The sequence below is a fragment of the Streptomyces mangrovi genome (assembly GCF_900114215.1).
Taxonomy (GTDB): Bacteria; Actinomycetota; Actinomycetes; order Streptomycetales; family Streptomycetaceae; genus Streptomyces; species Streptomyces barkulensis.
Map to the genome: position 1 here is coordinate 98152 of NZ_FOSG01000016.1, position 26585 is coordinate 124736.

Consider the following 26585-nt stretch of genomic DNA (forward strand, 5'->3'; position numbering starts at 1 on the left):
GGTCCGGCGTGACCAGGTCGACTCGGTGTTCCATTGCCGCGACCGTGTTCACCCGTGAGAATTGGTGCGGTGCCACGGAGGGAGGACCATGACCGTCGGCTTCGTCTCACCGCCGCCCGCCGAGACCCCGTCCCACGCCGGACGCCTTCTCGAACCCGCCCAGTGGGCCGCCGCCGGAATCCCTCTGCTGCGCAGCCCGCGCGAACTGGTCGCCGGGCTGCACACCCGCCACCGGCCCGGGCCCGCCACCTCCGTCGTCGCGGTACTCGGCCCGGACGAACGGATCATCGCCAGCGCGTCGTTCTCGCGGACCAACTCCACTCCGGACGGCTGGGAGTGCCGCAACGTCCTGCTGTCCCAGCTGCGCAGGATCGTCCCTCACGACCTGCGCCGCCGCAGGCCCTCGCGGACCGCCGTCCTGCTGTGCTGCCGCGAGGACGGCTCGGGTTGGAGGGACGAGGACGGCGCGTGGATGTGGGGGCTGCGCGACGCCTGCATACTGCACGGCCTGCGGTGCGGGGCGTACATCACACTGACCCGTACCGGCTGGCAGGTGCTCGGCGAGGACCGCGGCGGACGACGGCCGTACGTCGGCGGCCCCGCCGCCTGGGGCACACGGCCGGAAAGCGGTGGCCCGGGAGACGAGGCCGCGGAGGAGGGCGGCCCGGGGAGGAACAGCCCCGGGAAGAAGGACCCGGGGCACCCCGGGGCGCGGCGGAGTACGACGGCCCGCTGACCCGCCGGGCGGCGGGCCGCGGGCCGGAGCGCCGATTCAGAGCAGGGTGCGCAGCCGGCCCGGATCGCCGCAGACGATCAGCCGCGACCCTGTCCTGGCAAGGGCGGCGGGCAGTGCCCGGGCAGCCTGCTCGTCCGTCCCGCCGTTGACAGCGAGCACGACGACCGGACGGCCGGTGGTGCGCTCCGCGGCCGACGCGTGGGCGTAGAAGACGTCATCGCCCTCGGCCTGTTGGCGCCAGTAGGCGTCCTCGCCGAAGGTGAGCTCGTGCTGCGCCCAGGGGTGCTGCTCACCGGTGGTGAACACCAGGACGTCGGCGGGCGAGCGGCCCTCGTCGAGCAGCCTGTCGACGGCCTCGTCCGCGACCTCGACCGCGGTGGCGTCGGCGGCCTCGACGAGCTGGATCTGCGGTGCGGCCTTCCCCGGATCCGCCTTCGCGTCCGCCGCCTCCTGCGCGGGGCGCGAGGGCCCGGCGCTACGGGCCGGGGCCGGCCTGCCGGGAACGGGACGGCTGCGGTCGGCCCGCTGCGGCGTCGGCCGGGGACCGGGAACGGGTGCGGAGGGGCGGGGAACCTGTGGGGCCCGGGCGGTGCCCGTCATGTTGCGGGGGCCGGGGACATTCGGGTGGATCTTGGGCTCCTCGGAGCTGTGCGGCATGGGGTGTTGTCTATCAAACGCCGGTGCGGGACGCGTCAGCGGGTTCGGAAAAAGATTCGGTTTCGAGTCAGAAGAGGCCGATCTGCTCGGTCCGCTCGGCACGCGCCCGTTTCAGGTGCCGCCAGCGCGGCAGCGCGTCCAGATACGACCACGACAGCCGGTGGTGGGGCGTGGGCCCCAGCTCCTCGAGGGCGGCACGGTGGACGGGCGAGGGATAACCGGCGTTGCGGTCGAAGCAGAACTCGGCGTACTCAAAGCCCAGTTCGGCCATACGGGCGTCCCGGTGCACCTTGGCGATCACGGATGCCGCGGCGACCGGGACACACGATTGGTCGCCCTTGACCACCGTACGGACCCGCCAGGGCGCTCCCAGGTAGTCGTGCCTGCCGTCGAGGATCACCGCGTCGGGACGGACCGGCAGCGCCTCCAGCGCACGCACGGCGGCGAGCCGGAGGGCGGCCGTCATGCCCAGTTCGTCGATCTCCTCCGGGGAGGAGTGCCCGAGCGCGTGGGCGGTCACCCAGTCGGTGAGCCGTCCGGCGAGTTCGGTGCGGCGGGCGGGCCCGATGAGTTTGGAGTCCGTCAGCCCGTCGGGCGGCCTGCGCAGCCCGGTGACCGCCGCGCAGACGGTGACGGGCCCCGCCCAGGCGCCCCGGCCGACCTCGTCGATCCCGGCGACGACCTTCGCTCCCGTGGTGGCCCGCAGGGAACGTTCGACGCGGTGGGTGGGAGGCTCGTACGGCATGGCGTCAGCCAGGGTACGCCCCGCCGCCCGGGGGATGTCCCCCGGGGCCGGAGGATCTCCCGCCGCCCGCCGGTACGGTCCGGCACGCCCCGACACGCCCCAGTACGCCCCGGCACGCCTCGGCGCGGTTCAGCGGGACTCGAGGCTCCGCCCCTCCCGGTCCAGCCGCCCGCAGGGGGAAGTGGTCCGGTCGGCGGGACGTTCGGTGAGCACGGCGCGGGCCCGCGCCTCGCCGTAACTGGTCGCGTACCAGGGCTTGTCCCCGCCGAGCACCTCGTCGGCGATGTCCCGCAGTGCGCAGGAGCGCTGGGGCTCGGGCAGGGCGTCGAGGGCCGGTACGGCGTCCGCGGAGAGCCCTTTCAGATACGCCAGATCGATCTGCCCGGTACGTTCGAAGCGCCGCACGTTCTGCTCGGCCACCAGTGCGTCCGGCGATACCAGTCCGAAGCACAGCACGGCGCCCGCCGCACTCGCCACCACCGCGCGCGGCAGCCAGCGCGCGCCGAACACCCCGGCCGCCATGATCAAGGCGATGACGACACCGAGCCACAGCTCGGCCCCGGCCACGGACACCCTGAGTCTGGTCAGGCCGTACGCGTCGACGTACAGCTCCATCCGGCGCAGGGCCGAGAGCACCACGACGAGGGTCAGCGCGCACAGGACGCCCAGGACGGCGCGGACCAGCGTACGGTCGCGGGCCGCGCCGCGCGGCGCCCAGCGCAGGGCCAGCGCGATCACGGCGAGGGTCAGGAGGGTGACGGTCAGCAGCTGCCAGAAGCCCTGACGGGCGTACTCCGAGTAGGTCAGCCCGGTCTCTTCGAGCACCTTGTCGTAACCGCCGAAGAGGACGGCGAGCTGGATGGCGATGAACACGGCGAACAGGGCGTTCAGCACGATCAGGGGAAGCGCCCACTCCATGCGCCCCCGGGGACGCCCCCGGCCGCCCTCGACGCGGTCCCAGCGCCAGGGGGCCGCGGCGGTGCGGGCCGCTCCCAGCGCGGCCGCCAGCCCCAGGACGAACAGGAGGGTGTGCGCCGGTCCGTCCGACACCGACACCTCGGGCACCAGCCCGGCCAGCAGGTCCGCGAAGGCCGCGTCCGCCCCCGCGAACAGCGCACCGAAGACGGCCAGCAGCACGGCCGCGACGCCGGCCGTCCGGACGGCGGGCCACCAACGGTCGCGTGAACCGTCCGCCCGCTCGCGCAGCCCCCGCCAGACCCAGAGGGCGCCCGGCAGGACCTCGCCGACCGCCCCGACACATCCGATCAGCGTTCCGCGCCAGGTGCGCGTGCCGTGCAGTGCCAGTGACCCCGACGCGAGGGCCGCCGCCAGCGCCAGGAAGGTCGGCCACCCCGCGTCCCGCAGCGCGGGCACCAGCAGCAGTGCCGCTCCGCCGGCGGCCCACACCAGCGACCACGGGCGCACACCGCGCCCCGCGGCCCGCCCGGCGAAGTACGCGGCGAGGGCGGCCGGCGCAGCGGCCAGCAGCACGTTGAGGCCCAGTCCGTCACCGAGCAGCAGCCCGGCGAACACCCCGGTGGCCAGCACCGCCCAGAGCGCGGCTGTGCCGATCGGCCCGGGTTCCTCCGGCCTCGCGGCCGTCACCCAGGCGGGCGGGGGCGGTGGCTCGTACGCGGCCCAGGAGGATGCCCCGTGGGTCGCGCCGTGGGTCGCGCCGGGCCGCCGTCCGTCCGGGGCGGCGGGCTTTCCCGTCGTCCGGACGGACTTCTCCGGCGACTCGGCGCCACCGGGGGCGGCGGCCTCCCCCCGCCGGGCCTCCTCGTACCTGTCCTCCTCGCGCCTGTCCTCCCCTCGGACAGCACCCTTCGGCGGAGTGTCGTCCACCTCGTTCGCCCCGTTCGCCGCGGGCACGCCGGACGGCTGATCGGACATGGGCTTCCCTCCCCCTCACCACGTCTTCCCCCCACCGCCGTGCGGTGATCAACGCGACGGCTCGGGCGCCACCGTAGTGCGCCCCCAGCGCGCACCCGCATCCCGAGCGTCGCTCTGTGACAGAGCGGTGACAAGGGGGAGGACGGGGGGAGGACAAGGAATCCACCCGGCGCGCGTCCGGCGGTCCGGCGCACACCCGCCGCGGCGTCAGCGCCTCACCGGAACCTTCCGGGACGCCCGCGCACCCCGGACATCCCGTACGTCTCCCCGGACTCCCCCTCGTAGGGCCCGGCGTACGACTCGGGGGTGCACCAGCGCTCGAACGGCCGGTCCAGGTGGTAGCGCCCGTCCGTTCCCAGTTCCAGGGCCCGCATCTCCCCGTTGCCCGGGTTGGACAGCGACTCGAACTCCGCGACCGTCCAGTGCAGCCACCTCATGCAGAACAGCCGCATGGTCAGCCCATGCGTCACCAGCAGCACGTTCGGCGGATGGTCGGGGGACTCGAAGCTGCGCCACAGGCTCTCCAGGAAGGCCCCGACCCGGTCGTAGACGTCCGCGCCCGACTCCCCCTGCGCGAAGCGGTAGAAGAAGTGCCCGTACGCGTCGCGCGCCGCCTTCTGCCGCCGTACGTCCTCGCGGTCCTGCCAGTTGCCCCAGTCCTGCTCGCGCAGCCGGGGCTCCTCGCGCATCCGCACCCGCGTCGGGTCCAGACGCAGTGCGCGGAAGGTCTGGTGGGTGCGGCGGTAGGGCGAGACGTAGGCCGAGATCCGCTCGTCGCCGAAGACCGCCCGCAACCGCTCTCCCGTCGCCTCGGCCTGCCGGAATCCGCGTTCGGTGAGGCTCAGGGCGTGGTCGGGCACCCGCTCGTAGACCGCGTCGTCGAAGTTTCCCTCCGACTCGCCGTGCCGGACCAGGACGATGCGCCGGGGTCGTGCCATGCCCCCACCCTAGGCGCGCAAAGGCCTCACGGCCCAACCACGAGTCCGGCCACAGCCCTCACCCCCGGCACCGACACCGGCACCGGCACCGGCACCGGCGTCAGACCGTCCAGGACGGCTCGAGGTCGATCACGTCCCCGCCGACCGCCGCGACGTCCGCGCCCAGCTGGGCGCGGAGCGCCAGCCGCTCGATCCGCTCCGTGCGGTACTTGCCGTGCTCCGCCGCCGAGTCCCACATCGACAGCACCAGGAACTCGTCCTCGGCCTGAGCCTGCGCGAAGACCCCCCGCAGCATCCCGGGCGACCCGGCCATCGCCGGGTTCCACACCTTCTCCTGCATCAGGGTGTAGTGCTCGATGCGCTCACGGCGCACCCGGCAGTGGGCGACACGCAGCAGGTCCGCGTCCGTGAACTGCGGACGGAACCCCACCTTCACATCGAAGCGGTACTCGAAGAGCCGGACCTGGGCGTCCTTGTAGGTGCCGTTCTGCGACGCCGCCAGCCGGTCGTGGGAGCGGGCCATGAACGAGTCGTAGAAGGCCCGGCTCTCCCAGAAGCCGAAGAGGTGCGCCACACCGGGCCGGGAACGGCTCCAGCCGCCGCCCTGCGCGCGGAAGCCCGGCTCGCCGAGCAGGCCGGCCCACTTCCGCTGCCCCCGCTCGAAGCCTCGTCGGTCCACAACCGTGCAGCGCATCCACTTGACCAGCACCGCGCCATCGTACGGCCATCCCCGTGACCGATCGCATGGCTTCGCGCCCTCTCCGTCCCGGCGGGCCCCGCCTCACCGCACCGTGCCCGCCAGATACTCCTCGTACGTGATCCGGCCCACCGCTCGGTCCGGCGCCAGGTGGCCGCCCGCCCGGTAACCGCGGAAGACCGCCCCCGGCAGCCGCAGCGGCAGCACCGGGCGGTGGCGGCCGCGTGCCCCGAGCGTCGCCCGCGTCAGCTCGGCGTGGTCGCGTACCCGGGGGCCGCCCATGTCGGGTACCCGCCCGGCGGGTTCGCCGGTGGCCAGGGCCGCCAGCCGCTCGGCAACCTCCTGGGCGGCCACGGGCTGGAAGCACACCCCCGCCAGCGCCAGTGCCACCGGCGACAGGCGCTGCGCGTCGGTGATCCTGGCGATCAGGTCGTGGAACTGGGTGGCCCGCAGGATGCTCCAGGGAAGGCCCGATTCCACCACGACCCGCTCGGCCGCCAGTTTGGCCCGGTAGTAGGGCAGCGGCACCCGGTCCACCCCGACGATGGAGATGTACACCAGGTGCGGACGGCTCCCCCCGCGGTGCGCGGCCTCGGCCAGGTTCCGGGTCGCGGCCACGTCGCCGCGTCCGAGCGTGGTCGCGCAGTGCACGATCACACCGGCGCCCGTCACCGCCGCGTCGGCGCCCTCGCCCGTGGCCAGGTCGCCGGTAGCCCACTGGTACGGCTCACGGCCGCCCACCGGGCGCGGGCGGCGGCTGAGTACCCGCACCGCGCGCCCCCGCGCCAGCAGCCCGCGCACCACGGCGCGGCCGAGTGTGCCGGTGCCGCCGGTCACCAGTACGGGGGCCTCCACATCCATTCCGGGCTCCACGGGTTCCACCACTCGTCCGCCTCTCCCTGTCGTTCCCGCCGTCCGGCGCCGTCCGCGCCGTCCGCGTTTTCCCTTCCCCGACCGGGACGGACGGGCCCCCATGGACGCGGCATCCCGCCCGTACGCCCCACACACACCGGGCCGGGGCCGGGCGCCGTGGACAGACAGCCTGGTAGCAAGGAGAGTTGATGTGCTGTCATGGCGTTCGCACCGCGCCGGCCCCGGGTCGGGGGCGGCCGTGTCCCGCAGCAGCTCAGTTCCTAGGAAGGGGAGCCTGGTGAGCAGTCCCAACAAGGGGGTGGAGAAGGTCGAGGTGGCGGTCAGGTGGGACCCCAGCCCCTCCGAGTCCTCGCCCCACGACCTCGACATCATCGCCGCGACCTACACCGCGGACGCCCCGCACGGCGAGCCCGCGTACGTCGTGCACTTCGACAGCCGCTCGCCCGACGGCACCATCGGCCTCAGCAGGGACAGTCGGACCGGTCTGGGGCTCGGGTACGACGAGGTCATGACCCTGGAGCTCGGCCGGCTGGCCTCCTCCTACGCCCGGGTGGTCGTGGGCGTGGCTGTCCAGCAGCACAGCGGCCGCCGGACGTTCGGCGACATAGCGCGCACCGGTGTGCGGATCAGGGAGGGGTACGTCGAGCTGGCCGAGCACGACTTCTCCGGCGTGTCCGGGGCGACGGCCGCCACCGTCGCGGAGTTCACCCGCAACGGCACGGGCGCCTGGGAGTTCCGCGAGCATCTGCGCGGGTTCGACGCCGACCCGGAGTCCTTCACCCGCCTCATGGGCGGCGCTCCCGTCTGACGGCCCGGCCCGCTCGCGGTCCGGCGCCGGAGGGCGCGGACGGCGCGGACGGCGCGGAGGGTGCCGACCGCTCCGGTCGGCACCCTCCGGTCGTCCCCTCGGTGCGGCGGCGGGTGCCCGCCGCCGCACCGCAGGTCAGCTGCAGCCGCTGGTGGAGCCGCAGCCCTCGCACAGGTAGCAGCTTCCCGCGCGGCGCATCTTGGTGCCGCAGGAGAAGCACAGCGGCGCGTCGGCGTTGAGGCCGAGCTGCATCTCCACCAGCTCGGTGGAGCTGTGCGCCTCCTTCGGCGCCGGGGCCGGAGCCTGCGGCTCGGAGGTGCCGCTCACCACCTTGGGCGGCTCCACCCGGCGCGGGGCCGACTGGGCCAGGCTCTCGACGTCCAGCTCGTCGTCGGCGGGCTCGTAGGAACCGGTCTCCAGGTGGCGCTGGCGCTCCTCGGCGGAGTGGATGCCGAGTGCCGAGCGGGTCTCGAAGGGCAGGAAGTCCAGCGCCAGGCGGCGGAAGATGTAGTCGACGATCGACTGCGCCATCCGCACGTCCGGGTCGTCGGTCATACCGGCCGGCTCGAAGCGCATGTTGGTGAACTTCGAGACGTAGGTCTCCAGCGGCACGCCGTACTGCAGGCCCACCGAGACGGCGATCGAGAAGGCGTCCATCATGCCCGCGAGGGTCGAGCCCTGCTTGGACATCTTCAGGAAGACCTCGCCCAGGCCGTCGTCCGGGTAGGAGTTGGCGGTCATGTAGCCCTCGGCACCGCCGACGGTGAAGGAGGTGGTGATGCCGGGCCGGCCCTTGGGCAGGCGCTTGCGCACCGGGCGGTACTCGACGACCTTCTCGGCCTCGGGCTGCCCCTCGCCCTTGCCCTCCTTCTTCTTGGCGGAGAGCGGCTGGCCGACCTTGCAGTTGTCGCGGTAGATCGCCAGGGCCTTCAGGCCGAGCTTCCAGCCCTCGAAGTAGATCTCCTCGACCTCCTCGACGGTGGCCGACTCCGGCATGTTGACCGTCTTGGAGATCGCGCCGGACAGGAACGGCTGGGCGGCGGCCATCATCCGCACGTGTCCCATCGGGGAGATGGAGCGCTCGCCCATGGCGCAGTCGAAGACCTCGTAGTGCTCGTGGCGCAGCCCCGGGGCGTCGATGACGTTGCCGTGCTCGGCGATGTGCTCGACGATCGCCTCGACCTGCTCGGGCTGGTAGCCGAGCCGCTTGAGGGCCTTGGGCACGGTGTTGTTGACGATCTGCATCGAGCCGCCGCCGACCAGCTTCTTGAACTTGACCAGGGCCAGGTCGGGTTCGACGCCGGTGGTGTCGCAGTCCATCATCAGGCCGATGGTGCCGGTGGGGGCCAGCACGGACGCCTGGGCGTTGCGGAATCCGCTCTTCTTGCCCAGCCGGAGCACGTCCTGCCACGCCTCGGTGGCCGCGGCCCACACCGGGGTGTCCAGGTCGTCCATGCGCTTGGCGTCGGCGTTGGCGTCGGCGTGCTGCCTCATGACGCGCTGGTGGGCGTCGGCGTTGCGGGCGTAGCCCTCGTACGGGCCGACGATCGAGGCCAGCTCGGCGGAGCGGCGGTAGGAGGTGCCGGTCATCAGGGAGGTGATCGCACCGGCCAGCGCACGGCCGCCGTCGGAGTCGTAGGCGTGGCCGGTGGCCATCAGCAGGGCGCCGAGGTTGGCGTAGCCGATGCCCAGCTGGCGGAAGGCGCGGGTGGTCTCGCCGATCTTCTCGGTGGGGAAGTCGGCGAAGCAGATGGAGATGTCCATCGCGGTGATGACCAGCTCGACGATCTTCGCGAAGCGCTCGGCGTCGAAGGACTGGTTGCCGGCGTCGTCGTCGCGCAGGAACTTCATCAGGTTCAGCGAGGCCAGGTTGCACGAGGAGTTGTCCAGGTGCATGTACTCGCTGCACGGGTTGGAGGCGGTGATGCGGCCGCTCTCCGGCGAGGTGTGCCAGTGGTTGATGGTGTCGTCGTACTGGATGCCGGGGTCGGCGCAGGCCCAGGCGGCCTCGGCCATCTTGCGGAACAGCGCCTTGGCGTCGACCTCCTCGATGGCCTCGCCGGTCATCCGGGCGCGCAGGCCGAACTTCGACCCGCTCTCGACGGCCTTCATGAAGGCGTCGTTGACGCGGACGGAGTTGTTGGCGTTCTGGTACTGGACGGAGGTGATGTCGTCGCCGCCCAGGTCCATGTCGAAACCCGCGTCGCGCAGGGCGCGGACCTTCTCCTCCTCCTTGACCTTGGTCTCGATGAACGCCTCGACGTCGGGGTGGTCCACGTCCAGGACGACCATCTTGGCCGCGCGGCGGGTGGCGCCGCCGGACTTGATCGTCCCGGCGGAGGCGTCGGCGCCGCGCATGAAGGAGACCGGGCCCGAGGCGTTGCCGCCGGAGGAGAGCAGTTCCTTGGAGGAGCGGATGCGCGAGAGGTTCAGGCCCGCGCCGGAACCGCCCTTGAAGATCATCCCCTCTTCCTTGTACCACTCCAGGATCGACTCCATGGAGTCGTCGACGGAGAGGATGAAGCAGGCGGAGACCTGCTGGGGCTGGGTGGTGCCGACGTTGAACCACACCGGGGAGTTGAACGAGAACACCTGGTGGAGCACGGCATGGGCCAGTTCGTGCTCGAAGATCTCGGCGTCGGCCGGGGAGGCGAAGTAGCCGTGCTTCTCACCGGCGGCGCGGTAGGTCTTCACCACGCGGTCGATGAGCTGCTTCAGGCTGGTCTCGCGCTGGGGCGTGCCGACGGCACCGCGGAAGTACTTGCTGGTGACGATGTTGACCGCGTTCAACGACCAGAAGTCGGGGAACTCCACGCCGCGCTGCTCGAAGTTGACCGAGCCGTCGCGCCAGTTGGTCATGACGACGTCACGGCGCTCCCAGACCACCTCGTCGTACGGGTGCACCCCGGGGGTGGTGTGGATGCGCTCGATCCGCAGACCCTTGGCGGCCTTGGTCCCCTTGGACCGGGCCCCTCGTGCCGGGTCGCTCGTCGTCTCTGTCATTCCGCCTCCCTGTACAGGCATAACGCCCTGACACACCCCGCGCTTCCCGGGGTGTGGTGTTCGTTTCGATGGCCGGAGCGCGACGCGCTCCGGTCCGGTCCGGTCCGTGCGGGGCCGCTCAGTTCCCGGCGGCCAGTGGCGCGGGCGGGGCGGCGGGGCTTTCGCCGCCCCCGCCGTCACTTCCGTCCCCGGTCTCCCCGGCTCCACCGCGGCCTCCGCCTCCCGCGGCCGTGGTTCTGCCCGGGGCCGCGTCGCCTCCGCCGGCACGGTCGCCGGAGGCGACGCGGTCGGCGGAGGCCCGCTCCCCGCGCAGCTCGGCGATCGCGGCCTCGAAGTCCTCCAGCGAGTCGAACGCCTGGTAGACGGAGGCGAAGCGCAGATACGCCACGAGGTCCAGTTCCCGCAGCGGGCCGAGTATGGCCAGCCCGACATCGTGTGTGGACAGCTCGGCGCTCCCGGTGGCGCGTACCGCCTCCTCGACCCGCTGGCCCAGTTTGGCGAGCGCGTCCTCGGTGACCGGGCGTCCCTGGCATGCCTTGCGCACCCCGGCGATCACCTTGTCCCGGCTGAAGGGCTCGGTGACCCCGCTCCGCTTGATGACCATCAAGGACGCGTTCTCCACCGTCGTGAAGCGGCGGGAGCAGTGCGGACACTGACGGCGTCGGCGGATCGCGGTGCCGTCGTCGGTGGTGCGGCTGTCGACGACGCGGCTGTCGGGGTGCCGGCAGAAGGGGCAGTGCATCGCTTCCCACCCTCCTTCACCCTCGATGGCGCAGCATGAGCGGCGCAGCAGAACAGCATTGGACACGCGTTCGAGTACCCGGTGAACGGGCCTCGAAAGCGGCCACCAGCATAGGTGATACCCGCCGCCTCTCAGGACCGGGGGACCACAACTTCTGGGTAGCCGCCGAACATCTAACCACTACATCTGGTGGCTGCTTGACGAACACGCCATGCGTGTCGGAAACGCCGGACCGGCAAACGTACGAGAGGCTACCGTAGCGATCGGAGGCGCTCCGCAGCCCATACACCGCCCTCGTCGATCACGTCAGCCAATCTGCGAAATTTCACTCGAACGTGTGTTTGGCGCAACCTTTCGAAAGCACATACCGTTGTCCAACCAGGGAGAACCGCTTGAGAGGGGCCGACGTGACCACCACCGCAGAGAGCGCCACCATCGCCGCACGGGACCGTTCCCGGGGCCGCGCCGATCATGTGCAGGAAGCAAACACCGCCCCCGGCGCGTCCGACGGCGCGGTCGGCGGTGCGGAGGCTCTCAAGCCCACTCGCTCGCTGCCGGGCCGTCCACCGGGCATCCGCGCCGACAGCTCGGGGCTGACGGACCGGCAGCGCCGGGTGATCGAGGTGATCCGCGACTCGGTGCAGCGCCGCGGCTACCCGCCGTCGATGCGGGAGATCGGCCAGGCCGTCGGCCTGTCCTCCACCTCCTCCGTGGCCCACCAGCTGATGGCCCTGGAACGCAAGGGCTTCCTGCGGCGCGATCCGCACCGCCCCCGCGCCTATGAGGTGCGCGCCTCGGACGCGCCCACCAGCCAGACCACCGACACCACCGGCAAGCCCGCCGCCTCCTACGTCCCCCTGGTCGGCCGGATCGCCGCCGGCGGCCCGATCCTGGCCGAGGAGTCGGTGGAGGACGTCTTCCCGCTGCCCCGCCAGCTCGTCGGCGACGGGGAGCTGTTCGTGCTCAAGGTCGTCGGCGACTCCATGGTCGACGCGGCGATCTGCGACGGCGACTGGGTCACGGTGCGCCGCCAGCCGGTCGCCGAGAACGGCGACATCGTCGCCGCCATGCTGGACGGCGAGGCGACCGTCAAGCGCTTCAGGCGCGAGGACGGGCATGTGTGGCTGATCCCCCACAACGCCGCCTACCAGCCGATCCCCGGCGACGAGGCAACCATCCTCGGCAAGGTCGTGGCAGTGCTGCGGCGCGTCTGACGCGCCGGCCCCACGCCGACCTCACGAGACGGCCGCACGACGGCCGGAACGGACCGCCCCGGGACCACTGCGCCGGTCCCGGGGCCCAGCTTGTGCCCTGCGCTCCGGTCCGCTCCGGCAGGCCCGGGGCTCCGGACCTGTGCCGGGCCTGCGCCGGGCTTCCGCCGACCGGGGCCGGGGGCCGCCCGCCCTGCGCGGCCGCCCTGCCTCACCGGGGCTCTACACGCCCTCCTTGGCCGCGGTATCGATGGCCGCCAGCGAACGGCGCACCTGGTTGCGGTCGGTGGTGTACCAGAAGTCGGGCATCGAGGCCCGCAGAAAACTCCCGTAGCGAGCCCTGGCCAGCCGCGGGTCCAGCACCGCGACCACACCCCGGTCCCCCGTCGCCCGCACCAGGCGGCCCGCGCCCTGCGCCATCAGCAGCGCGGCGTGGGTGGCCGCCACGGCCATGAAGCCGTTGCCGCCCGCCTCCTCCACCGCCTTCTGCCGGGCACTCATCAGTGGATCGTCGGGGCGCGGGAACGGAACACGGTCCATCACCACCAGCTGGCAGTTCGGGCCCGGCACGTCCACGCCCTGCCACAGCGACAGCGTCCCGAACAGACAGGTCTCGGCGTCCGCCGCGAAGCGCCGGATCAGCTCGCCCAGGGTCTCCTCGCCCTGCAGCAGTACGGGGACATCCAGCCGCCCGCGCAGTTCCTCGGCCGCCGCCTGGGCGGCCCGCATCGAGGAGAACAGCCCGAGCGTGCGCCCCCCGGCCGCCTGGACCAGCTCGGTCAGCTCGTCCAGCATGTCGCCGCGACTGCCCTCCCGGCCGGGCGGTGACAGATGCTGGGCGACATAGAGGATGCCCTGCCTGCGGTAGTCGAAGGGTGAGCCGACGTCCAGCCCACGCCACCGCGGGACTCCGGTGTCCGTCTCCGCCTCGCCGTCCCCGTCGGCGCCGTCCCCGTCGGCGGCGCCCGCGCCCCCGGCTTCCCCGAGGTGTTCGGCCGCACCACCGGTCTCCGTGACCCGTCCCTCGGCACTCAGCCCCAGGGAGGCTCCCACCCCGTCGAAGTCCCCGCCGAGCTTGAGCGTGGCGGAGGCCAGGACCACCGACCGGTCCTCGAACAGCTTCTCCCGCAGCAGCCCGGAGACCGCCAGGGGGGCGACCCGCAGCGAGGCGCCGTAGCGGTCGTGGCGCTCGTACCAGACGACATCGTGCTCCGCCCCCTGCACAATGCGCTCGGCGACCACGTGGACGTTCTCCACCGAGGCCAGGGCCTGGCGGCGGACGGCGTCCTCGTCCTGGACGGACCGGTCGCGGGTGTTGCCCAGCGCGGTGATGACCGCGCGGGCCGCGTCGCGCAGCGCCGTCAGGGCGTACCCGAGATCCTCGGGGATCTCCTCCAGCCGGCCCGGCAGCGCCAGTTCCATCAGCCGCTCGAAGCCCTCCGCGGCCGTCTGCAGCCGGTCGGCCTCCTTCTCGTCGACCAGCTTGGCCGCACGGCGCACCGCCCGGTTGACCCCGCCCGGTGTCAGCTCGCCGGTGGCCACCCCGGTGACCCGGGAGACCAGTTCGTGTGCCTCGTCGACGATCAGGACCTCGTGGCCGGGGAGCACCGGCGCGCCCTCGATGGCGTCGATGGCCAGCAGCGCGTGGTTGGTGACGATCACCTCGGCGAGCTTGGCCCGCTCGCGCGCCGCCTCCGCGAAGCACTCCGCCCCGTAGGCGCAGCGGGTGGCGCCCAGGCACTCCCGCGAGGAGACCGACACCTGGGACCAGGCCCGGTCGGAGACGCCCGGGGTGAGATCGTCGCGGTCACCGGTCTCGCTCTCGTCCGCCCAGTCCCGCAGCCGCAGCAGGTCCTTGCCCAGCCGACTGGTGGGGGCCGCCGCCTCGAAGGGGTCGAACAGGCCGTCCTCGTCGTCCTGCGGCACCCCCTCGTGGAGGCGGTGCAGGCACAGGTAGTTGGAACGTCCCTTGAGCATGGCGTACTCGGGACGGCGGCGCAGCAGCGGATGGAGGGCCTCGATCGTACGCGGCAGGTCGCGTTCGACCAGCTGCCGCTGCAGGGCGAGCGTCGCGGTCGCGATGACCGTGCGCTCACCGTGTGCCAGGGCGGGCACCAGGTATCCCAGCGACTTGCCGGTCCCGGTGCCCGCCTGGACCAGCAGGTGGACGTTGCTGTCGATGGCCTCGGCCACGGCTTCGGCCATGGCGACCTGGCCGGGTCGCTCGGTGCCTCCGACGGCGGTGACCGCGGCGTGGAGGAGGTCGGTGAGGGCGGGCTTGGTCATAGGACCGCCACCTTACGCGGTGCCGCCGACAGCCGTGCCCGGTACGGCCCGCTGCCCACCCGGAGGGTCACGGGGCGTGGCGCAGTGCCCGGTCGCGGACCACCACGGCGGCCCGTTTGCCCGGGAGGTCGGTCTCGGCGGCCAGCCGGAAGCCCGCCCGCAGGAAGGCCGCGACGGACGGGACGTTGCGGATGTCGGGCTCGGCGATGACGCGGCCGCACATCGGCCGCCGGTCCAGGACGAGGTCCGAGACCGCCCGCAGCAGCACCGTGCCGACACCGCGGCCCCGGTCCGCCGCGCCGCCGATCAGCAGGTGCAGTCCGGTGTCGTGCGGGCGCACCGGGTGATACCGGGCGAGCGGGTCGAGATCGGCGCGGTAGACCTCCCAGTAGCTCATGGGGACACCGCGGAGCACCCCCAGGCACGGCACGCTGCGCCCGTCGCCGCGGATCTGGGCACGCAGGTGCGCGGCGGTGGCCCCGGCGGGGCCGGCCAGGTGCCAGAAGGCCGCCACCGCGGGGTCGTTCATCCAGGCGGTGATCAGCCGCAGATCGCGTTCGAGGCGGACGGGGACGAGCCGGAAGACCCCGGCGGCCGTGGTGACCGGTCCCCAGTCGGCGACGGCGTCCAGCGGATCCGGCCGCGACGCGGACTCCGGCGCGGTGCCGTACGGCGCGGCGGACGGGCCGATGGACGGGCCGACGGACGGGCCGACGGGCAGCCGCGGGCCGGGGGCGCCGCCGGTGGGCGGGAGCGTCACGCCCGCCGGGACGCGCGCGGCAGCGGGCACGGCGGGTGCGGGGCGGGCCGGTGGAACACCGGTGGTCATGGTGGTGCCTCCGTAAGTTGTCAGGCGGCCCGGACGGTTCAGGGCTTCACCAGGGGGTTGGTGACGGTGACGTAGACGGACTGGGTGTCCACCGGCCCGACCAGCTCGTCCAGTCCGTGCAGCCGGGTGAGGAGGTTGGCCTTGCACCGCAGGACTGGGGAGTCCAGCAGCAGGGCGGGCAGCGGCGACCCGCCGGCACCGCCGCCGGGGCGGTCGGCGCCGGCGAGGAAGCGGCGCAGCGCCGCGAGCAGCAGACCCTCGTCGGCAAGTCCCTGGGAACCGAACGCCCCGATCAGACCCAGCAGGTTGTTGACGCCCAGGTAGTAGGCGAAGCGCTCGTCGACGACCTCGTCGGCGACGAAGGTGTCGCTGTCGGCGCCGATGCCCGGCAGGCGCCGCCGGAGCGCCTCGCGATGGGACTCGCGGAAGTAGTAGCCCTGGTTGTCGCGGTAGCGGCCGCCCACCGGCCAGCCGTCGCCGTCGAGCAGGACCACGGTGTTCTGCTGATGCGCCTCCAGGGCGACGCCCGCCTCGGCGTCCAGCCACAGCACGGGGCGGACGACGGTGTGGAGGTAGCGCAGGAACCACTCGGCGGCGACGGTGGCCACCGGCCGTCCCGTACCGGCCGCGAGCCGGGTGACGGCATCGGCCAGCCGGGAGCGGAGCGCGCCGCGGGGATCGCCGGGCCAGGGCCGGGGGGAGGTCAGCCCGGCCAGGCACACGGCGTCGTCGCCGGGCCCGAAGGGGTTGTGGCGGATGACGGTGTCCAGTCCGGCCACCGGCTCCCCGTCGCCGTCGCCGTCGCCGCCGTCGACGGCGATCCAGGCGGGGTCGCGCACGATGTCGAAACCCGGGCGGCCGGGGAAGGCGGTCCGCCAGCGCGCGCCCAGGCCGGTGCGCAGCAGCCGGTGCACCTCCACCCCACGGTGCAGTTCCTTGCGGAGGTTCTCCCGGCGGGAGTTGGTGATCCGCAGGCCCAGCGAGAGCTTGAGCATCGCGGGTACGCCGGGCCGGTGGACGGTGCGCACGGAGGATGTCGGGTGCCAGGGGTCGCCGTGCGGGCCGAGGTCGTGCAGCAGACCGGCCTCCAGCAGCGCCGCGACGGCGGGGCGGCGCCGCACCTCGCGGGCCTGCCAGGGATGCAGCGGAAGGGGGACCGTCCCCTCGGGCAGGCGCAGCCCGGGCCCGGCCAGTTCGGCGGCGATCCGTTCGGCGGGCACGGTCCGGCCGCGGTCGGTCCAGGCGGAGTCGGAGGCCAGGACGGAGCGGTCGACGGCCATCCAGTGCAGGGGGAAGGATCCGCGCAGCTCCGGGGACCAGTCGCGCGCCTCCGCGTCGGTGATGCCCTCGCGGCTCTTGGGCACCGGGTGCAGCGGATGCCCCAGGATCAGGGACTGCTCGCCGTCCAGGAACGGGTCGGCGGTGGGCGGCCTCTCGGGGCGGGCGCGGCGGTCGGCGAGGAAGACTGCGGTGCGGCGTACGGAGTCGGCGACCCGGCCGACCAGTTCCGCGCCCTCCCCCACCGCGGGCTTTGGGGTTGTGGGGCCGCGGTGCGCGGCCTCCCGCGCCAGCAGCGCGGCCAGCGTCACCGCGTCGACGGGGGCGGTGCCGGGCGCGGCGCCCTCCAGCGTCGGCGGGCCGAAGCGGTGCCAGCCGGTGGCGGACCAGTGACGGACCGGTACTCGCAGCACCAGGCCGCAGGAGGCCAGGGCGACGCGGAGAACGGTCCCGCCTCCGAAACCGCCTGCTCTCTCGGGACCTCCGGTACCGCCGGGCCGGGGCAGGTCGTTCTCCCGCATCCAGCAGCGCAGCAGGTTCTCGGCGGCCGCGGCGTCGGCGGCCGCGACCGGGTCGGGGTGCTCCAGCGGGTCGTCTGCCTCCCGCCCACCGGTGTGCGCCGGCGGCACGACGCGGCACGGCTGCCGGGGTACGCCGGGCTCGGTGGATACGGCGGGCTCGGTGGATACGGCGGGGTCCGCGATCACGGCGGGCCGTTCTCCCGCCGGGTCCGCCGCCTCCTGCGTCGTCATCCCGTCCGGAGCGGGACATGCGTTCACGGAAGTCTCCCTGGGGGTGAGGGCACCGCACCGGTGCGTGGTCGTCCGGTTCCCGTGGCACGGCGTCGCCGGCAGGAGCGCCACCGTGTCCTCGCCCGTACCAACGACGGTGCCCCCGCCGGATCACGGTCCGGGGCGAGATCCCCGTCTCCCGGGCGAGTTGGAACCGCGGACCCGCCGTACACCGTCCCCCGAAGCACCGGCATAGTGGGCCCCGCCTCGCTCGGCGGGGCCCATGGCAGGCCGGTAGGCGCAGCGTTCCGTCTCAGGGGGATTCTCAGTCCATGTCAGCTACGAGCAGGAGGCGGTCCGCGCTGGCCGCAACGGCGATCGCCGCGGCCCTGGCCGTCACCGCCGCCGCGTGCGGTCCCGCGGACGAAGAGACCGGTGCGCAGGCCAGTCCCAGCGCCACCGCACCGGACGGGAAGGGCGGACCCGGCATCGACGGTCTCCGCCTGCCGAAGGAACTGCCCGCCGCCCTGAAGGACTTCGATCCCGAGAAGTGGAAGAACGGGGAGTGGCGGAACTGGGACAAGGACGACTGGCTGCGCGAGGCAAGGGACTTCGTCAACCCGATCATCGAGGGCCTGTGGGACCCGGACCGGATGAAGGACGCCGAGGACAACGACCGCAGGGTCGACTCCGACGTCGACGACGGCGGTACGGGCGGCGGCACCGGCGGTGAGGGGGACGAGGGCGTCACCGACCCCGACCCCGCGCCGAAGAAGGCCCGGCCGGTCACGGCGCCGTACCGCGAGAACGCCCCGGCGGTGGGCAAGGTGTTCATGGACACCCCCAAGGGCCCCATGGTCTGCTCCGGCACCGTCGTCGAGGACCCCCGCAGCCCGGGGAAGTCCGATCTGGTGGCCACCGCCGGGCACTGCGTGCACGCGGGCTCCGACGGCGGCTGGTTCCGCAACGTCGTCTTCGTGCCCGCCTACAACGACTCGGCGCTGAAGGCCTCCGAGTTGGAGCAGGCCTCCCCCACCGAGGTCGCGCCGCACGGCGTGTTCTGGGCGACTTGGGCACAGACGACCGAGCACTGGATCTCCAACGGCGCCGAGACGGGCGGTCTGGGCGCCTCGCAGGACTTCGCCGTGCTGCGTGTGGAGGCCGAGGACAAGGGCGGCAAGTCGCTGGAGGAGACCGTCGGCACCGCCGTACCGGTCGACTTCGGCAAGCCGTCGGTGGCCTCGCTCTCCTCGGTACGGGCCTACGGCTACCCCGCCGCCCCGCCCTTCGACGGGCTCACCATGCACACCTGCACCGACCGTCCGGGCCGGCTGACCCTGAGCGAGTCGGAGTCCACGATGTACCGCATCGGCTGCACCATGACCGGCGGCTCCTCCGGCGGCGGCTGGTTCGCCGAAGGGGGCTCCGGCGAGCGGACGCTGGTGTCGGTCACCTCCATCGGCACGATCGACCACACCTGGCTGGCCGGTCCGCGGCTGGGCGAGGAGGCCGAGGGCGTCCTGGAGGGCGTCAGCGAGAAGTTCGCCGGCGGGAGCTGAGCGCGCCGGAGACGACAGGCCGAGGGCCCCGCCGCTCCCTGAAGGGATGCGGCGGGGCCCTCGGCCTGTCCTGTCCGCGGATGCGGGACGACGGTGCGCCGGATGGTCAGACCATGGCCATCGGGCTGCGCACCGTGTCGCTGCCGGGCACCGGCTCGGACGGGTCGCTGCCCAGCTCCACGATGCGGTTGTCCGCGTCGACGTGCACCACCGCGGGCCGGTGGGAGCGGGCCTCTGCGTCGTCCATCTGCGCGTAGCTGATGAGGATCACCAGGTCCCCGGGGTGGACCAGATGCGCGGCCGCGCCGTTGATCCCGATCACCCCGGAGCCGCGCCGTCCCTCGATGACGTAGGTCTCCAGGCGGGCGCCGTTGGTGATGTCGACGATATGGACCAGCTCTCCGGGCAGCAGGTCGGCGGCCTCCATCAGGTCCGCGTCGATCGTGACGGACCCCACGTAGTGGAGATCCGCCTCGGTGACCGTGGCACGGTGGATCTTCGACTTGAACATGGTGCGCAGCACGGTGCCGACTCCTCGAAGGTGGGTAGGGTCGCGCTCCCGGGGCGGGATGCGCGCCGTCCCGCCCATCGTACGGCCGCGTCCCCGGCCGCCCGGTGGAGCGTGACCCGGATCACGGTCGGCCCGCCGCCGTCTTCCGCGGCCCGCTACGGGCTGCCGCCCCTGGCTGACGCGGGTTACACCGGCGCCGGCATTCGGCGTGCACACATCCTTCCGCCCGCACCCCGACATCGCCTCACCCCTGGCGGCGGACACCCGCGCCCACAACCGGCTGCTGCGCGGCATCCGCGCGCTCGGCGAACGCGCCGCCGCCGAACTCAAACAGCGTCGGCGCGCCCTGCAGCATGTGACGCTCAGGCCCAGCCGCATCGGCACCACCGCCCAAGCCTCCCTCGTCCTCAACAACACATGGCGATGAACCTCGTTGAGGAAACCTCAGTGAAGAATTCCGGAAATTACACAGCCGACCGCCAACTAATTGACGGCCGGCTGCCATGTCGCCGCACAGGCGGTTGAGAGCTTCACAGTCTTCGGCACCGACGAGCGTTCATCGCTCCATGCCTCACCAGAGCCATAAAATCCTCCCGCGGCACCATCCCGGTGAAGCTTCCCCCTGCCTTTTTAATGGTTTACGTTCAAGTGACACTTCACGCTGATTCGTCACTCGACTCATCGTCGTCAACGTCCCAGTTCGCAAGCATGCGCTTTCTGACCAGGTCGGCCTGGACCGTCAGAGCACCGAGTAGTTCGTACGGGTCGATTTCCTCCGTGGTCCTGAAAGACCAAGCGATCTCGCCCTCCTCATCTCGACACTTGACAAGAATGAAGGCCGATACCGCCTCCCAGTCCTCGGGGAGAGGGTGCGCTCCCATGCCCGGCAGAACTTCCGGAAGAGGGACTCTTTCACTCATATTTCTTACCTGCTCTTCACTCGTCAGACTGGCTATCATTTCCGCTTATTCGGGTTCCCTCTTCTTCTCTGGTCCCCCTTTTCTCCTCCTCTGTCGCGACCGTTACGCCTCTCACCTCTCTCATGGCGCCCTCGCTTCGACTTTCCGGTGCTCTGCTTTTTACGCCTATGCGCAAATGAATTTATTTTGTTCCACGCGTACCGGTAAGGACGAGTGTACTGTCGCCATCCCCAGCGCACACCACGCTTCCAAGTCGAGGTGTACTTACGCCACCCTCTTTTCCACGTCGAGGTGTACTTCTTCAACGCCTTGCGCCAGCTCCACTTGCCGTTGAGGTCGTAGCGGTTGAGCGGGTCGGCGTGAGCGTACTCGTAGGCGTTGAGGTTGCCGCCGTAGACGGGGTCGGTGGACAGGAAGCGTCCGGTGGTGGGGTTGTAGAGGCGGACGCCCATGAGGGTGAGGCCGGTGAGGGTCTCGCTGGACCGCTGTTTGGCGCCGAGCCAGTTGTAGCGGGTGGCCGGCCGGCCCGGATGGGGGTTGCCGTACTCGTCGCTGTCCAGGACCGTCGGCGCCTGGCTGGTGTCCAGCGGGAGCTGGAGGGCCACATCACCGTGGACGGTGGACAGCTGCAGGACGGTGTCGCCGGTCTTGCCGGTGATGGCGGCCAGGTCGCCGGAGGCGGAGTCGACGTTGCGGGTCAGGGCTCCGGTGGCGGTGTCCTCCACGATCCAGCGGGGGTTGTCGCCGTCGCCGTCGTAGTGGTTGCGCTTGGACGCGGTCTGCGTCCAAGCGCTGCCGCTACCGGTCTCCACCGTCCAGGAGCGGAAGCGTAGACCGGCATCCAGGGTCCAGGTCTGCCGCTTGCCACCAGCGGTCTGCCGGTGGACCAGGTCGTTGGCGTAGTAGCCGATAGTGCCCTGGCCGGGGGCGGCGGTGGTACGGCCGAACGCGTCGTAGGTGTAACCGGAGTCGACGAGGCGGTCGGCGCTGTCGTAGGTGTGGCTGGTGGTGGTGCCTGCGGTGCTGGGGCAGTCTGCGCCGGGCGCGCCGGCCGCTGTGGTCTGGGCCTTGCGGTTGGTCCGGGCGTCGAAGGCGTAGCCGCGGCGGGTGCAGACCGTGTCGGCGGTGTCCTCGACGGTGGTCAGGCGGCCGATCGCGTCGTAGCGGTAGGTCTGGCCGGACCAGCCGGCGTGGCTGGTGTTCTGCCCGTGGACGGACTCGGTCACCGTGTCCGCGTAGACCAGGGTGCCGTCGCTGTCGCGGGTGTAGGTGCGCTCGGTGGTCGAGCCGGTTGTGTCCTCGGTGACAGTGAGGGTGTAGCCACCGGGCAGTTTCTCGGTGGCGACCGAGCCGTCGGCGTCGTAGGTGGACGAGAAGGCGCCGGCGACGGAGTCGGTGGTCTTCGTGGCCAGGCCGCGGGGCTCGGCGGTGTGGTCGTAGGTGTAGGTGACGGTGGACGGGACGGTGTCGGTGGCTTTCACCGGCCGGTCGAGCAGGTCGTACTCGGTGGTGGTCTTCCCGCCGTCGGCGTCGGTGTAGGAGACGAGGCGGCCGAGCCGGTCGTACGCCTTGGTGATCGTGCCGCCGGTGGGTGAGACGGTCTTGGTCTCCTGTCCGGTCTCCGGGTCGTACTCGGTGGTCGTCTCAGGTACCGCCTGCCCGATCCCGCCGGTTGTCTTCACCGTGGTGGGACGGCCGGCGTCGTCGTAGGTGTTGGTGGTGGTGCGGGTGACACCGTTCGCGCTCTCGGTGAGCTTGGCCGTGTTGCCCCACCAGTCGTACTCGGTGGTGGTGGTCGGCAGCTGGGCGGGGTTGGTCCCGCCACCGGTGATCGCTCCACCGGGCGAGACCGAGCAAACCAGGTCGGCCCACTCCGGGCGGCCGGCGCAGGCGCCGGTGCCGGTGGCCGACCAGTAGGTCGTCACGCGGGTGGCGGCGTCGGTGCCGGTGGCGCCGGGCAGCAGCTGCTTGGTGACCCGGCCCTGCCCGTCGTACTCGGTGGTGGTGGTGATCGCCAGGCCGCCGGGGTCCTGGATCGACTTGGTCGGCAGGCCCTTGGCCCAGTCGTAGACGGTCTGCGTCACGCGGGTCTCGCCGTGAACGGTGGGGTGCTCGCGCACCTGCGCGCCCATGGTGACCTTGGTGACCTGGTCCTTGACCGTGGCGGTGCCGTCGGTCGGGCGTCCGGCGTCGTACTCGTTGGCCGTCCAGCTCCGGGCGGTGACCGAGGTGCCGGCCGGGGCCAGGGTGGTGGTGTCCGACTTCAGGTCGGCGGTCAGGTCCACACGCCGCAGCGGCCCGAACTCCTCCAGCTCCCGGGTGCCGGTGTCGTTGTAGACCGACTTCGCCGCCAGCAGGTCGGCGCGCTCGGTCGGGGTGAGCTGGGCGATGCCCAGGTCGGCCTGGGCGGCCCGGTCCTCGGCCCTCAGTCCCAGGGCGACGGCCCGGTTGGCTGCCGACAGTTCGCGGACGGTGTTGCCGAACCGGTCGTACTCGGTGGTGGAGATGTGCCCGCCGGGTGCGGCGGAGTTGACCTCACGTCCGGAGACGCCCAGATAGTGGACCTCGGCTCGCCGGTAGGCGGCCGGAGTCAGCGCGCTGCCCGTGTGGGAGGCGGGGACTGCGTCGGCGGGGAAGACCGCGGTGGCGTCGGTGGGGGCGTCGAGCTGGCCCCAGTTCCTGACGTCGTTCGTGCCCATGTTGTACGGGGCGACGGCGCTGCCGGTCAGGGGCACGTCGTAGACGACGCTGGTGGCCGCCTCTCCCTCGACCGTGCCGGTGGTGCCCTGCTTCAGACCCGGCCGGGTGGCCTTCAGCAGCATGCCCTCACCGGCGGTCGAGGCACTGCCGGCCTTGCCGTAGGCGAAGGTCCACGGCAGCTCACCGGGCGGGGTGAGCTGGGTGACCCGCCCCGCGGCGTCGTAGGCGTACTCGGTCTTCAGCGCCGGGGTGATCAGCGGGTTCCATGCCTGGCGCAGCCGGCCGGAGGCGTCGTAGGCGTAGGTCTGCACCGCCTTGGCGGTGGCGTTCGCCGCTCCGGGGGCGGTGGACCACAACCGCAGCTCCTTCACCTGGCCGCTGTGGTCGCCGAAGGCTTCGGCGGTGGCGGTGGTGGAGGTGGCGTAGACGAACTCCAGCGCGCGGCAGCCCTTGGTCGCCGGGTCCGCGGTGCAGGCCGCGGCCGTGACGGCCGAGGTAGGGGCGATGACGCGCTTGGGGCGGGCGAGCTTCTTGCCCTCGACGGTCACCGTCTCGGAGACGATGGTGGTGGTGGAGTTGGTCAGACCGTCCAGCAGGGTGGAGGAGACCTGCCAGGTGGTGGCCGCCGTGTCGGGTTTGGTGAAGGTGGTGACCGTGCCCTCGGTGTCGGTGAGGGTGAAGGAGCCGGTCACGCTGCCCTTCAGGGTCAGATCCTCCGCCCCGGGCTCGGGGATCCAGCCGTTCTTCGCGGCGTTGGCGGTGAAGTGGATCGCGTCACCCCCCTCCAGCACCACGTCCACGGCCGTGTCCGAGATCCTGCGCAGGTGGGTGTAGTCGGAGTCGGTCAGCTCCGCGGCCGTGCCGGTCACCCACTCCTTGCCGAAGATCGGTGCCTGCCCCTCCTGCGTCGCGCCCTTGTCGGGGGTGCGGGAGGAGGCGGTACGGGTCACCGACATGTCGAAGTGGGAGGCGTCGGTGACGGAGAGGGTGTAGTCGCCGGTGAGGAGGTTGACCGAGCCGGGGCCAACCTCGCTGGTGGCGGCTCCGGTGGCGTTGCGGTCGATGACGACGGTCAGCGGTTCGGTGGCGCCGGAGGCGCTGCCCGAGCCGGTGAAGTCGGCCTTGATCTGCACCGATCCGTCGGGGTCGACGGTGTCGGTGGCGTTCCACGCCAGCGGTGCGTTCCTGCCGTTCGTCAGCGGCACCGGCCAGGCGGTCAGCGCCGTGCCGCCCGAGGTGACGTCCCCGGCCGGGATGCGCGTCCAGTCGTCGGCCTCGGAGCGGCGCCAGGAGAAGGACACGGCGTCGTACTTGGAGCCGTCGGCCTCGGCGACCAGCGGCAGGCGGCGGGCGGTGCGCTCGCCGTCGGCCGGCTGGAGGAAGCCGCCGGGTCCGGCGTGGAAGGTGTACTCGATCGCGTCGGACTTGTTGTCGGCCTTGTCCACCGCCCGCACCTGGAGGGTGTGGGTGCCGTCCTTGGGCGGGGCGATGGAGAGGGCCTTGGCGGCGGTGGAGCCGCCGGTGGCGACCTTGGTCCAGGTCACGCCGTCCAGCGTCCACTCCAGCCAGTTGTGGTCGCTGTCGGCGGGCGGGGTGACGGTGAAGGCGCCGGCCTGCCCGGCGCCCTTGACCCAGGAGCCCGACGGGTAGTCTGTGGAAGTGATCTTGGTGGGGGCGGAGGGTGCCGTGGTGTCGACGGTGAAGGTCTTCCACGCCGACCAGCCGGTGTTGTAGTGCGCCCCGTCGTACGGGCTGGTGCGGAACTTGTAGGTCTTGCCGTTGGCCAGCACCCCGGCGGGGACCGTGACGGAGGCGACCTGGCCGCTGGGCACGTACTTGGAGACGATCACATCGCCGACCTGGGTGTTGGTGGCGGCATCGAAGATCTGGAAGGTGCCGTTGACCTTGTCCCCGTCGGCGTCGACGAAGGTGTCGCGCAGGGTGGGCGTGGTGGTGTTGACCGTGTAGGCGCCGCCGTAGGAGAAGTACGGCGGGCCGGCCTCCTGCTTGGTGCCGGTGCGCGGCCGGTAGTTGTAGTTCACCACCAGCTTCGGCGGGTTGGCGGCGGCGTTGGCGGAGCTGACCTGCTTCCAGTGGGTCGTCGCGTCGGTGGCGGCGCGCAGGCCCATGTGGCCGCGGGAGGTCTTCGCCGACGCCCACGTCTGCACCAGACCGGTCACGTCGGCGTTGATCCAGCCCGCCCCGCCGCAGGCCGCGCGGCCCTTGGTCTCGGTGGAGGAGTGGCGCTGGGCGACCCAGGAGGGCTGGCTGGTCCACCGGGTGGCGGTGGAGGGGGCGCCGGTCTCCCAGATCGTCCACTCGTACGGCTTGCAGTCGGAGTTGCCGGAGTGGACGTTCCACAGCGACAGCTTCGCGCTGGAGACCAGCGCGTCGGAGATCGGCGCGGTGTTCCAGGAGATGAACGACCGCGACAGCCTCGTGGTGCCGTCCGGGTTTGTGGTGCCCGGGTTGCCCAGGTGCAGCTCGGTGTTGGTGGACCAGTCGGTGGTCTCACCGCGCTTGACCAGGGTGTCGAAGACGTTGGACAGCGCCGAGGTGGAGGGGTCCACCGTCACCGGGTACTTGGTCTCCGGGTCGGCGAGGAAGTCGGCGTCGGGGGTGATGACCAGGTCGACGCCGTCGCCGGTCTCGACGACCTTCCAGTCGACCTTCGCCCGGTTGGTGTGCTCGCCGGAGACCTCGTCCACGGCGGCGTCCCACATCACCGGTGCGGGCATCACCGCCCGCTTCTTCCTGCCCGAGGCGGCGTCGGTGAACAGCAGGCTGCCGTCCCTGTGCTGCTTGACCTTCAGCCCGTCGGTCTTCAGCGGCAGCGTGTAGGAGTAGTCCGCCGCGGCCGGGCGCTTGTTGATCTCGACGAACTGCTCGAACCCGGTCCGGGTGGCCTCCACGACCACATCGGCGTCCGGCAGCGCACCGGCGTAGGTGGCGCGGGTGCCCTCCAGGGTCGGGGCGGGCAGGCCGCCCTTCCACTGCAGGGTGATCCGCTCATCCCCCTCCCCCAGCGTCACCAGGTCGCGGGCCGGGGCCTTCTCCGCCGCCGCCGGGGACTTGGGCAGCGCACCGCCCTTGCCCGCCAGGCTCAGCCCCGCCGGGTGGGCGGCGGCCTCCACCGATCCGTCCGACCGCCGCACCAGATCGACATCGACCTTGACCCACTCGCCGTCGCGCTGGAAACGGACCGGGCCGGCCGACAGCTCGGTGGTCAGACTGCCGTCCTCGTTCACCCACGTCGTCGAGGTCTCCGTCCGTTCACTCAGCGCCTCGACCCGCCGGCCCGACAACCGGGCGGCCACCTTCGCCGACGGGATGTCCGCGGCGCTCCGCGGCCCCTTCCCGCTCTCCGGCCGGGCCGGGGCCTGGGTCTTCTTCGCCGGGAGCGCGACGGCCTGGCCCGACGTGGCGACGACGAGCGCCGTCTCGGCGGTGATCAGGGCCGCGGCGGCC

The 26585-nt window shown here is 72.3% G+C and carries 19 protein-coding genes; 5 read left to right on the forward strand and 14 right to left on the reverse strand.

Going from position 1 to position 26585, the window contains the following annotated elements:
• Nucleotides 1–88: 88 nt before the first annotated feature.
• Complete coding sequence (locus BM237_RS20950; protein WP_093851260.1) at nt 89–736, forward strand: hypothetical protein; 648 nt, start codon at nt 89–91, stop codon at nt 734–736.
• Nucleotides 737–772: 36 nt separating this feature from the next.
• Here the strand turns inward: BM237_RS20950 and BM237_RS20955 are convergent, their stop codons facing one another.
• From BM237_RS20955 to BM237_RS20980, 6 genes are all read right to left on the reverse strand, one after another.
• Entirely contained in the window at nt 773–1393 is a 621-nt protein-coding gene (locus BM237_RS20955; RefSeq protein ID WP_093851261.1) for a hypothetical protein, read from the reverse strand.
• Between the two features lie 67 nt (nt 1394–1460).
• Entirely contained in the window at nt 1461–2138 is a 678-nt protein-coding gene (locus BM237_RS20960; protein WP_093851262.1) for a ribonuclease HII, read from the reverse strand.
• A 129-nt stretch (nt 2139–2267) separates the two neighbouring features.
• Nucleotides 2268–4031 carry a DUF4153 domain-containing protein gene (locus tag BM237_RS20965; protein WP_093851263.1) on the reverse strand — a complete coding sequence of 588 codons (1764 nt, stop codon included), beginning with the start codon at nt 4029–4031 and terminating at the stop codon, nt 2268–2270.
• A gap of 215 nt (nt 4032–4246) precedes the next feature.
• Nucleotides 4247–4969, reverse strand: a complete 723-nt coding sequence (locus BM237_RS20970) for a histidine phosphatase family protein (RefSeq protein ID WP_093851264.1) — start codon at nt 4967–4969, stop codon at nt 4247–4249.
• Between the two features lie 100 nt (nt 4970–5069).
• Complete coding sequence (locus BM237_RS20975; RefSeq protein ID WP_093851265.1) at nt 5070–5678, reverse strand: YdbC family protein; 609 nt, start codon at nt 5676–5678, stop codon at nt 5070–5072.
• A 72-nt stretch (nt 5679–5750) separates the two neighbouring features.
• The gene (locus BM237_RS20980) at nt 5751–6527 is read right to left on the reverse strand and encodes an SDR family oxidoreductase (protein ID WP_217655898.1); all 777 of its coding nucleotides are present in this window, start codon (nt 6525–6527) and stop codon (nt 5751–5753) included.
• Nucleotides 6528–6816: 289 nt separating this feature from the next.
• Between BM237_RS20980 and BM237_RS20985 the strand changes: the two genes are divergently transcribed.
• Complete coding sequence (locus BM237_RS20985) at nt 6817–7347, forward strand: TerD family protein (protein WP_093851266.1); 531 nt, start codon at nt 6817–6819, stop codon at nt 7345–7347.
• 135 nt (nt 7348–7482) lie between these two features.
• On the opposite strand, the gene BM237_RS20990 is transcribed toward BM237_RS20985, so the two are convergent.
• Both BM237_RS20990 and nrdR read right to left on the reverse strand, forming a co-directional pair.
• Nucleotides 7483–10350 (reverse strand): vitamin B12-dependent ribonucleotide reductase, encoded by a 2868-nt coding sequence (locus BM237_RS20990; protein WP_093851267.1) that lies wholly within the window; start codon nt 10348–10350, stop codon nt 7483–7485.
• Nucleotides 10351–10468: 118 nt separating this feature from the next.
• Complete coding sequence (gene nrdR, locus BM237_RS20995; RefSeq protein WP_245793880.1) at nt 10469–11092, reverse strand: transcriptional regulator NrdR; 624 nt, start codon at nt 11090–11092, stop codon at nt 10469–10471.
• 407 nt (nt 11093–11499) lie between these two features.
• On the opposite strand from nrdR, the gene lexA reads away from it, so the two are divergent.
• Complete coding sequence (lexA, locus tag BM237_RS21000; protein WP_093851268.1) at nt 11500–12306, forward strand: transcriptional repressor LexA; 807 nt, start codon at nt 11500–11502, stop codon at nt 12304–12306.
• A 219-nt stretch (nt 12307–12525) separates the two neighbouring features.
• Here the strand turns inward: lexA and BM237_RS21005 are convergent, their stop codons facing one another.
• The 3 genes from BM237_RS21005 to BM237_RS21015 all read right to left on the reverse strand — a co-directional run bounded on the left by BM237_RS21005 (nt 12526) and on the right by BM237_RS21015 (nt 17475).
• Nucleotides 12526–14589, reverse strand: a complete 2064-nt coding sequence (locus BM237_RS21005) for an ATP-dependent DNA helicase (protein ID WP_093851269.1) — start codon at nt 14587–14589, stop codon at nt 12526–12528.
• A 67-nt stretch (nt 14590–14656) separates the two neighbouring features.
• A complete protein-coding gene (locus BM237_RS21010) occupies nt 14657–15418 on the reverse strand; it encodes a GNAT family N-acetyltransferase (protein WP_093851270.1) in 762 nt (253 codons plus the stop codon).
• Between the two features lie 38 nt (nt 15419–15456).
• Nucleotides 15457–17475 carry an IucA/IucC family protein gene (locus tag BM237_RS21015; RefSeq protein ID WP_425443724.1) on the reverse strand — a complete coding sequence of 673 codons (2019 nt, stop codon included), beginning with the start codon at nt 17473–17475 and terminating at the stop codon, nt 15457–15459.
• A gap of 284 nt (nt 17476–17759) precedes the next feature.
• Here BM237_RS21015 and BM237_RS21020 point away from each other — a divergent pair, with 284 nt between their 5' ends.
• Nucleotides 17760–18986: a trypsin-like serine peptidase gene (locus BM237_RS21020; RefSeq protein ID WP_093851272.1), complete on the forward strand. Its 1227-nt coding sequence runs from the start codon at nt 17760–17762 to the stop codon at nt 18984–18986.
• A 106-nt stretch (nt 18987–19092) separates the two neighbouring features.
• Here BM237_RS21020 and panD read toward each other — a convergent pair whose 3' ends face one another.
• Nucleotides 19093–19509, reverse strand: a complete 417-nt coding sequence (gene panD, locus BM237_RS21025) for an aspartate 1-decarboxylase (protein WP_093662665.1) — start codon at nt 19507–19509, stop codon at nt 19093–19095.
• Nucleotides 19510–19705: 196 nt separating this feature from the next.
• Here panD and BM237_RS21030 point away from each other — a divergent pair, with 196 nt between their 5' ends.
• A complete protein-coding gene (locus BM237_RS21030; protein WP_093851273.1) occupies nt 19706–19924 on the forward strand; it encodes a hypothetical protein in 219 nt (72 codons plus the stop codon).
• Between the two features lie 229 nt (nt 19925–20153).
• Here BM237_RS21030 and BM237_RS21035 read toward each other — a convergent pair whose 3' ends face one another.
• A complete protein-coding gene (locus BM237_RS21035) occupies nt 20154–20456 on the reverse strand; it encodes a hypothetical protein (RefSeq protein WP_139238141.1) in 303 nt (100 codons plus the stop codon).
• Entirely contained in the window at nt 20453–26434 is a 5982-nt protein-coding gene (locus tag BM237_RS21040) for a DNRLRE domain-containing protein (protein ID WP_245793881.1), read from the reverse strand. Before BM237_RS21040 ends, BM237_RS21035 begins: the two co-directional genes overlap by 4 nt.
• Nucleotides 26435–26585: the final 151 nt, after the last annotated feature.

What these genes read in the sequence shown, in the direction of transcription:
- BM237_RS20950 (WP_093851260.1), top strand. Translation starts at nt 89, where the DNA reads ATGACCGTCGGCTTCGTCTCACCGCCGCCCGCCGAGACCCCGTCCCAC.
- BM237_RS20955 (WP_093851261.1), bottom strand. Translation starts at nt 1,393, where the DNA reads ATGCCGCACAGCTCCGAGGAGCCCAAGATCCACCCGAATGTCCCCGGC.
- BM237_RS20960 (WP_093851262.1), bottom strand. Translation starts at nt 2,138, where the DNA reads ATGCCGTACGAGCCTCCCACCCACCGCGTCGAACGTTCCCTGCGGGCC.
- BM237_RS20965 (WP_093851263.1), bottom strand. Translation starts at nt 4,031, where the DNA reads ATGTCCGATCAGCCGTCCGGCGTGCCCGCGGCGAACGGGGCGAACGAG.
- BM237_RS20970 (WP_093851264.1), bottom strand. Translation starts at nt 4,969, where the DNA reads ATGGCACGACCCCGGCGCATCGTCCTGGTCCGGCACGGCGAGTCGGAG.
- BM237_RS20980 (WP_217655898.1), bottom strand. Translation starts at nt 6,527, where the DNA reads ATGGATGTGGAGGCCCCCGTACTGGTGACCGGCGGCACCGGCACACTC.
- BM237_RS20990 (WP_093851267.1), bottom strand. Translation starts at nt 10,350, where the DNA reads ATGACAGAGACGACGAGCGACCCGGCACGAGGGGCCCGGTCCAAGGGG.
- nrdR (WP_245793880.1), bottom strand. Translation starts at nt 11,092, where the DNA reads ATGCACTGCCCCTTCTGCCGGCACCCCGACAGCCGCGTCGTCGACAGC.
- BM237_RS21005 (WP_093851269.1), bottom strand. Translation starts at nt 14,589, where the DNA reads ATGACCAAGCCCGCCCTCACCGACCTCCTCCACGCCGCGGTCACCGCC.
- BM237_RS21010 (WP_093851270.1), bottom strand. Translation starts at nt 15,418, where the DNA reads ATGACCACCGGTGTTCCACCGGCCCGCCCCGCACCCGCCGTGCCCGCT.
- BM237_RS21020 (WP_093851272.1), top strand. Translation starts at nt 17,760, where the DNA reads ATGTCAGCTACGAGCAGGAGGCGGTCCGCGCTGGCCGCAACGGCGATC.
- BM237_RS21035 (WP_139238141.1), bottom strand. Translation starts at nt 20,456, where the DNA reads ATGATAGCCAGTCTGACGAGTGAAGAGCAGGTAAGAAATATGAGTGAA.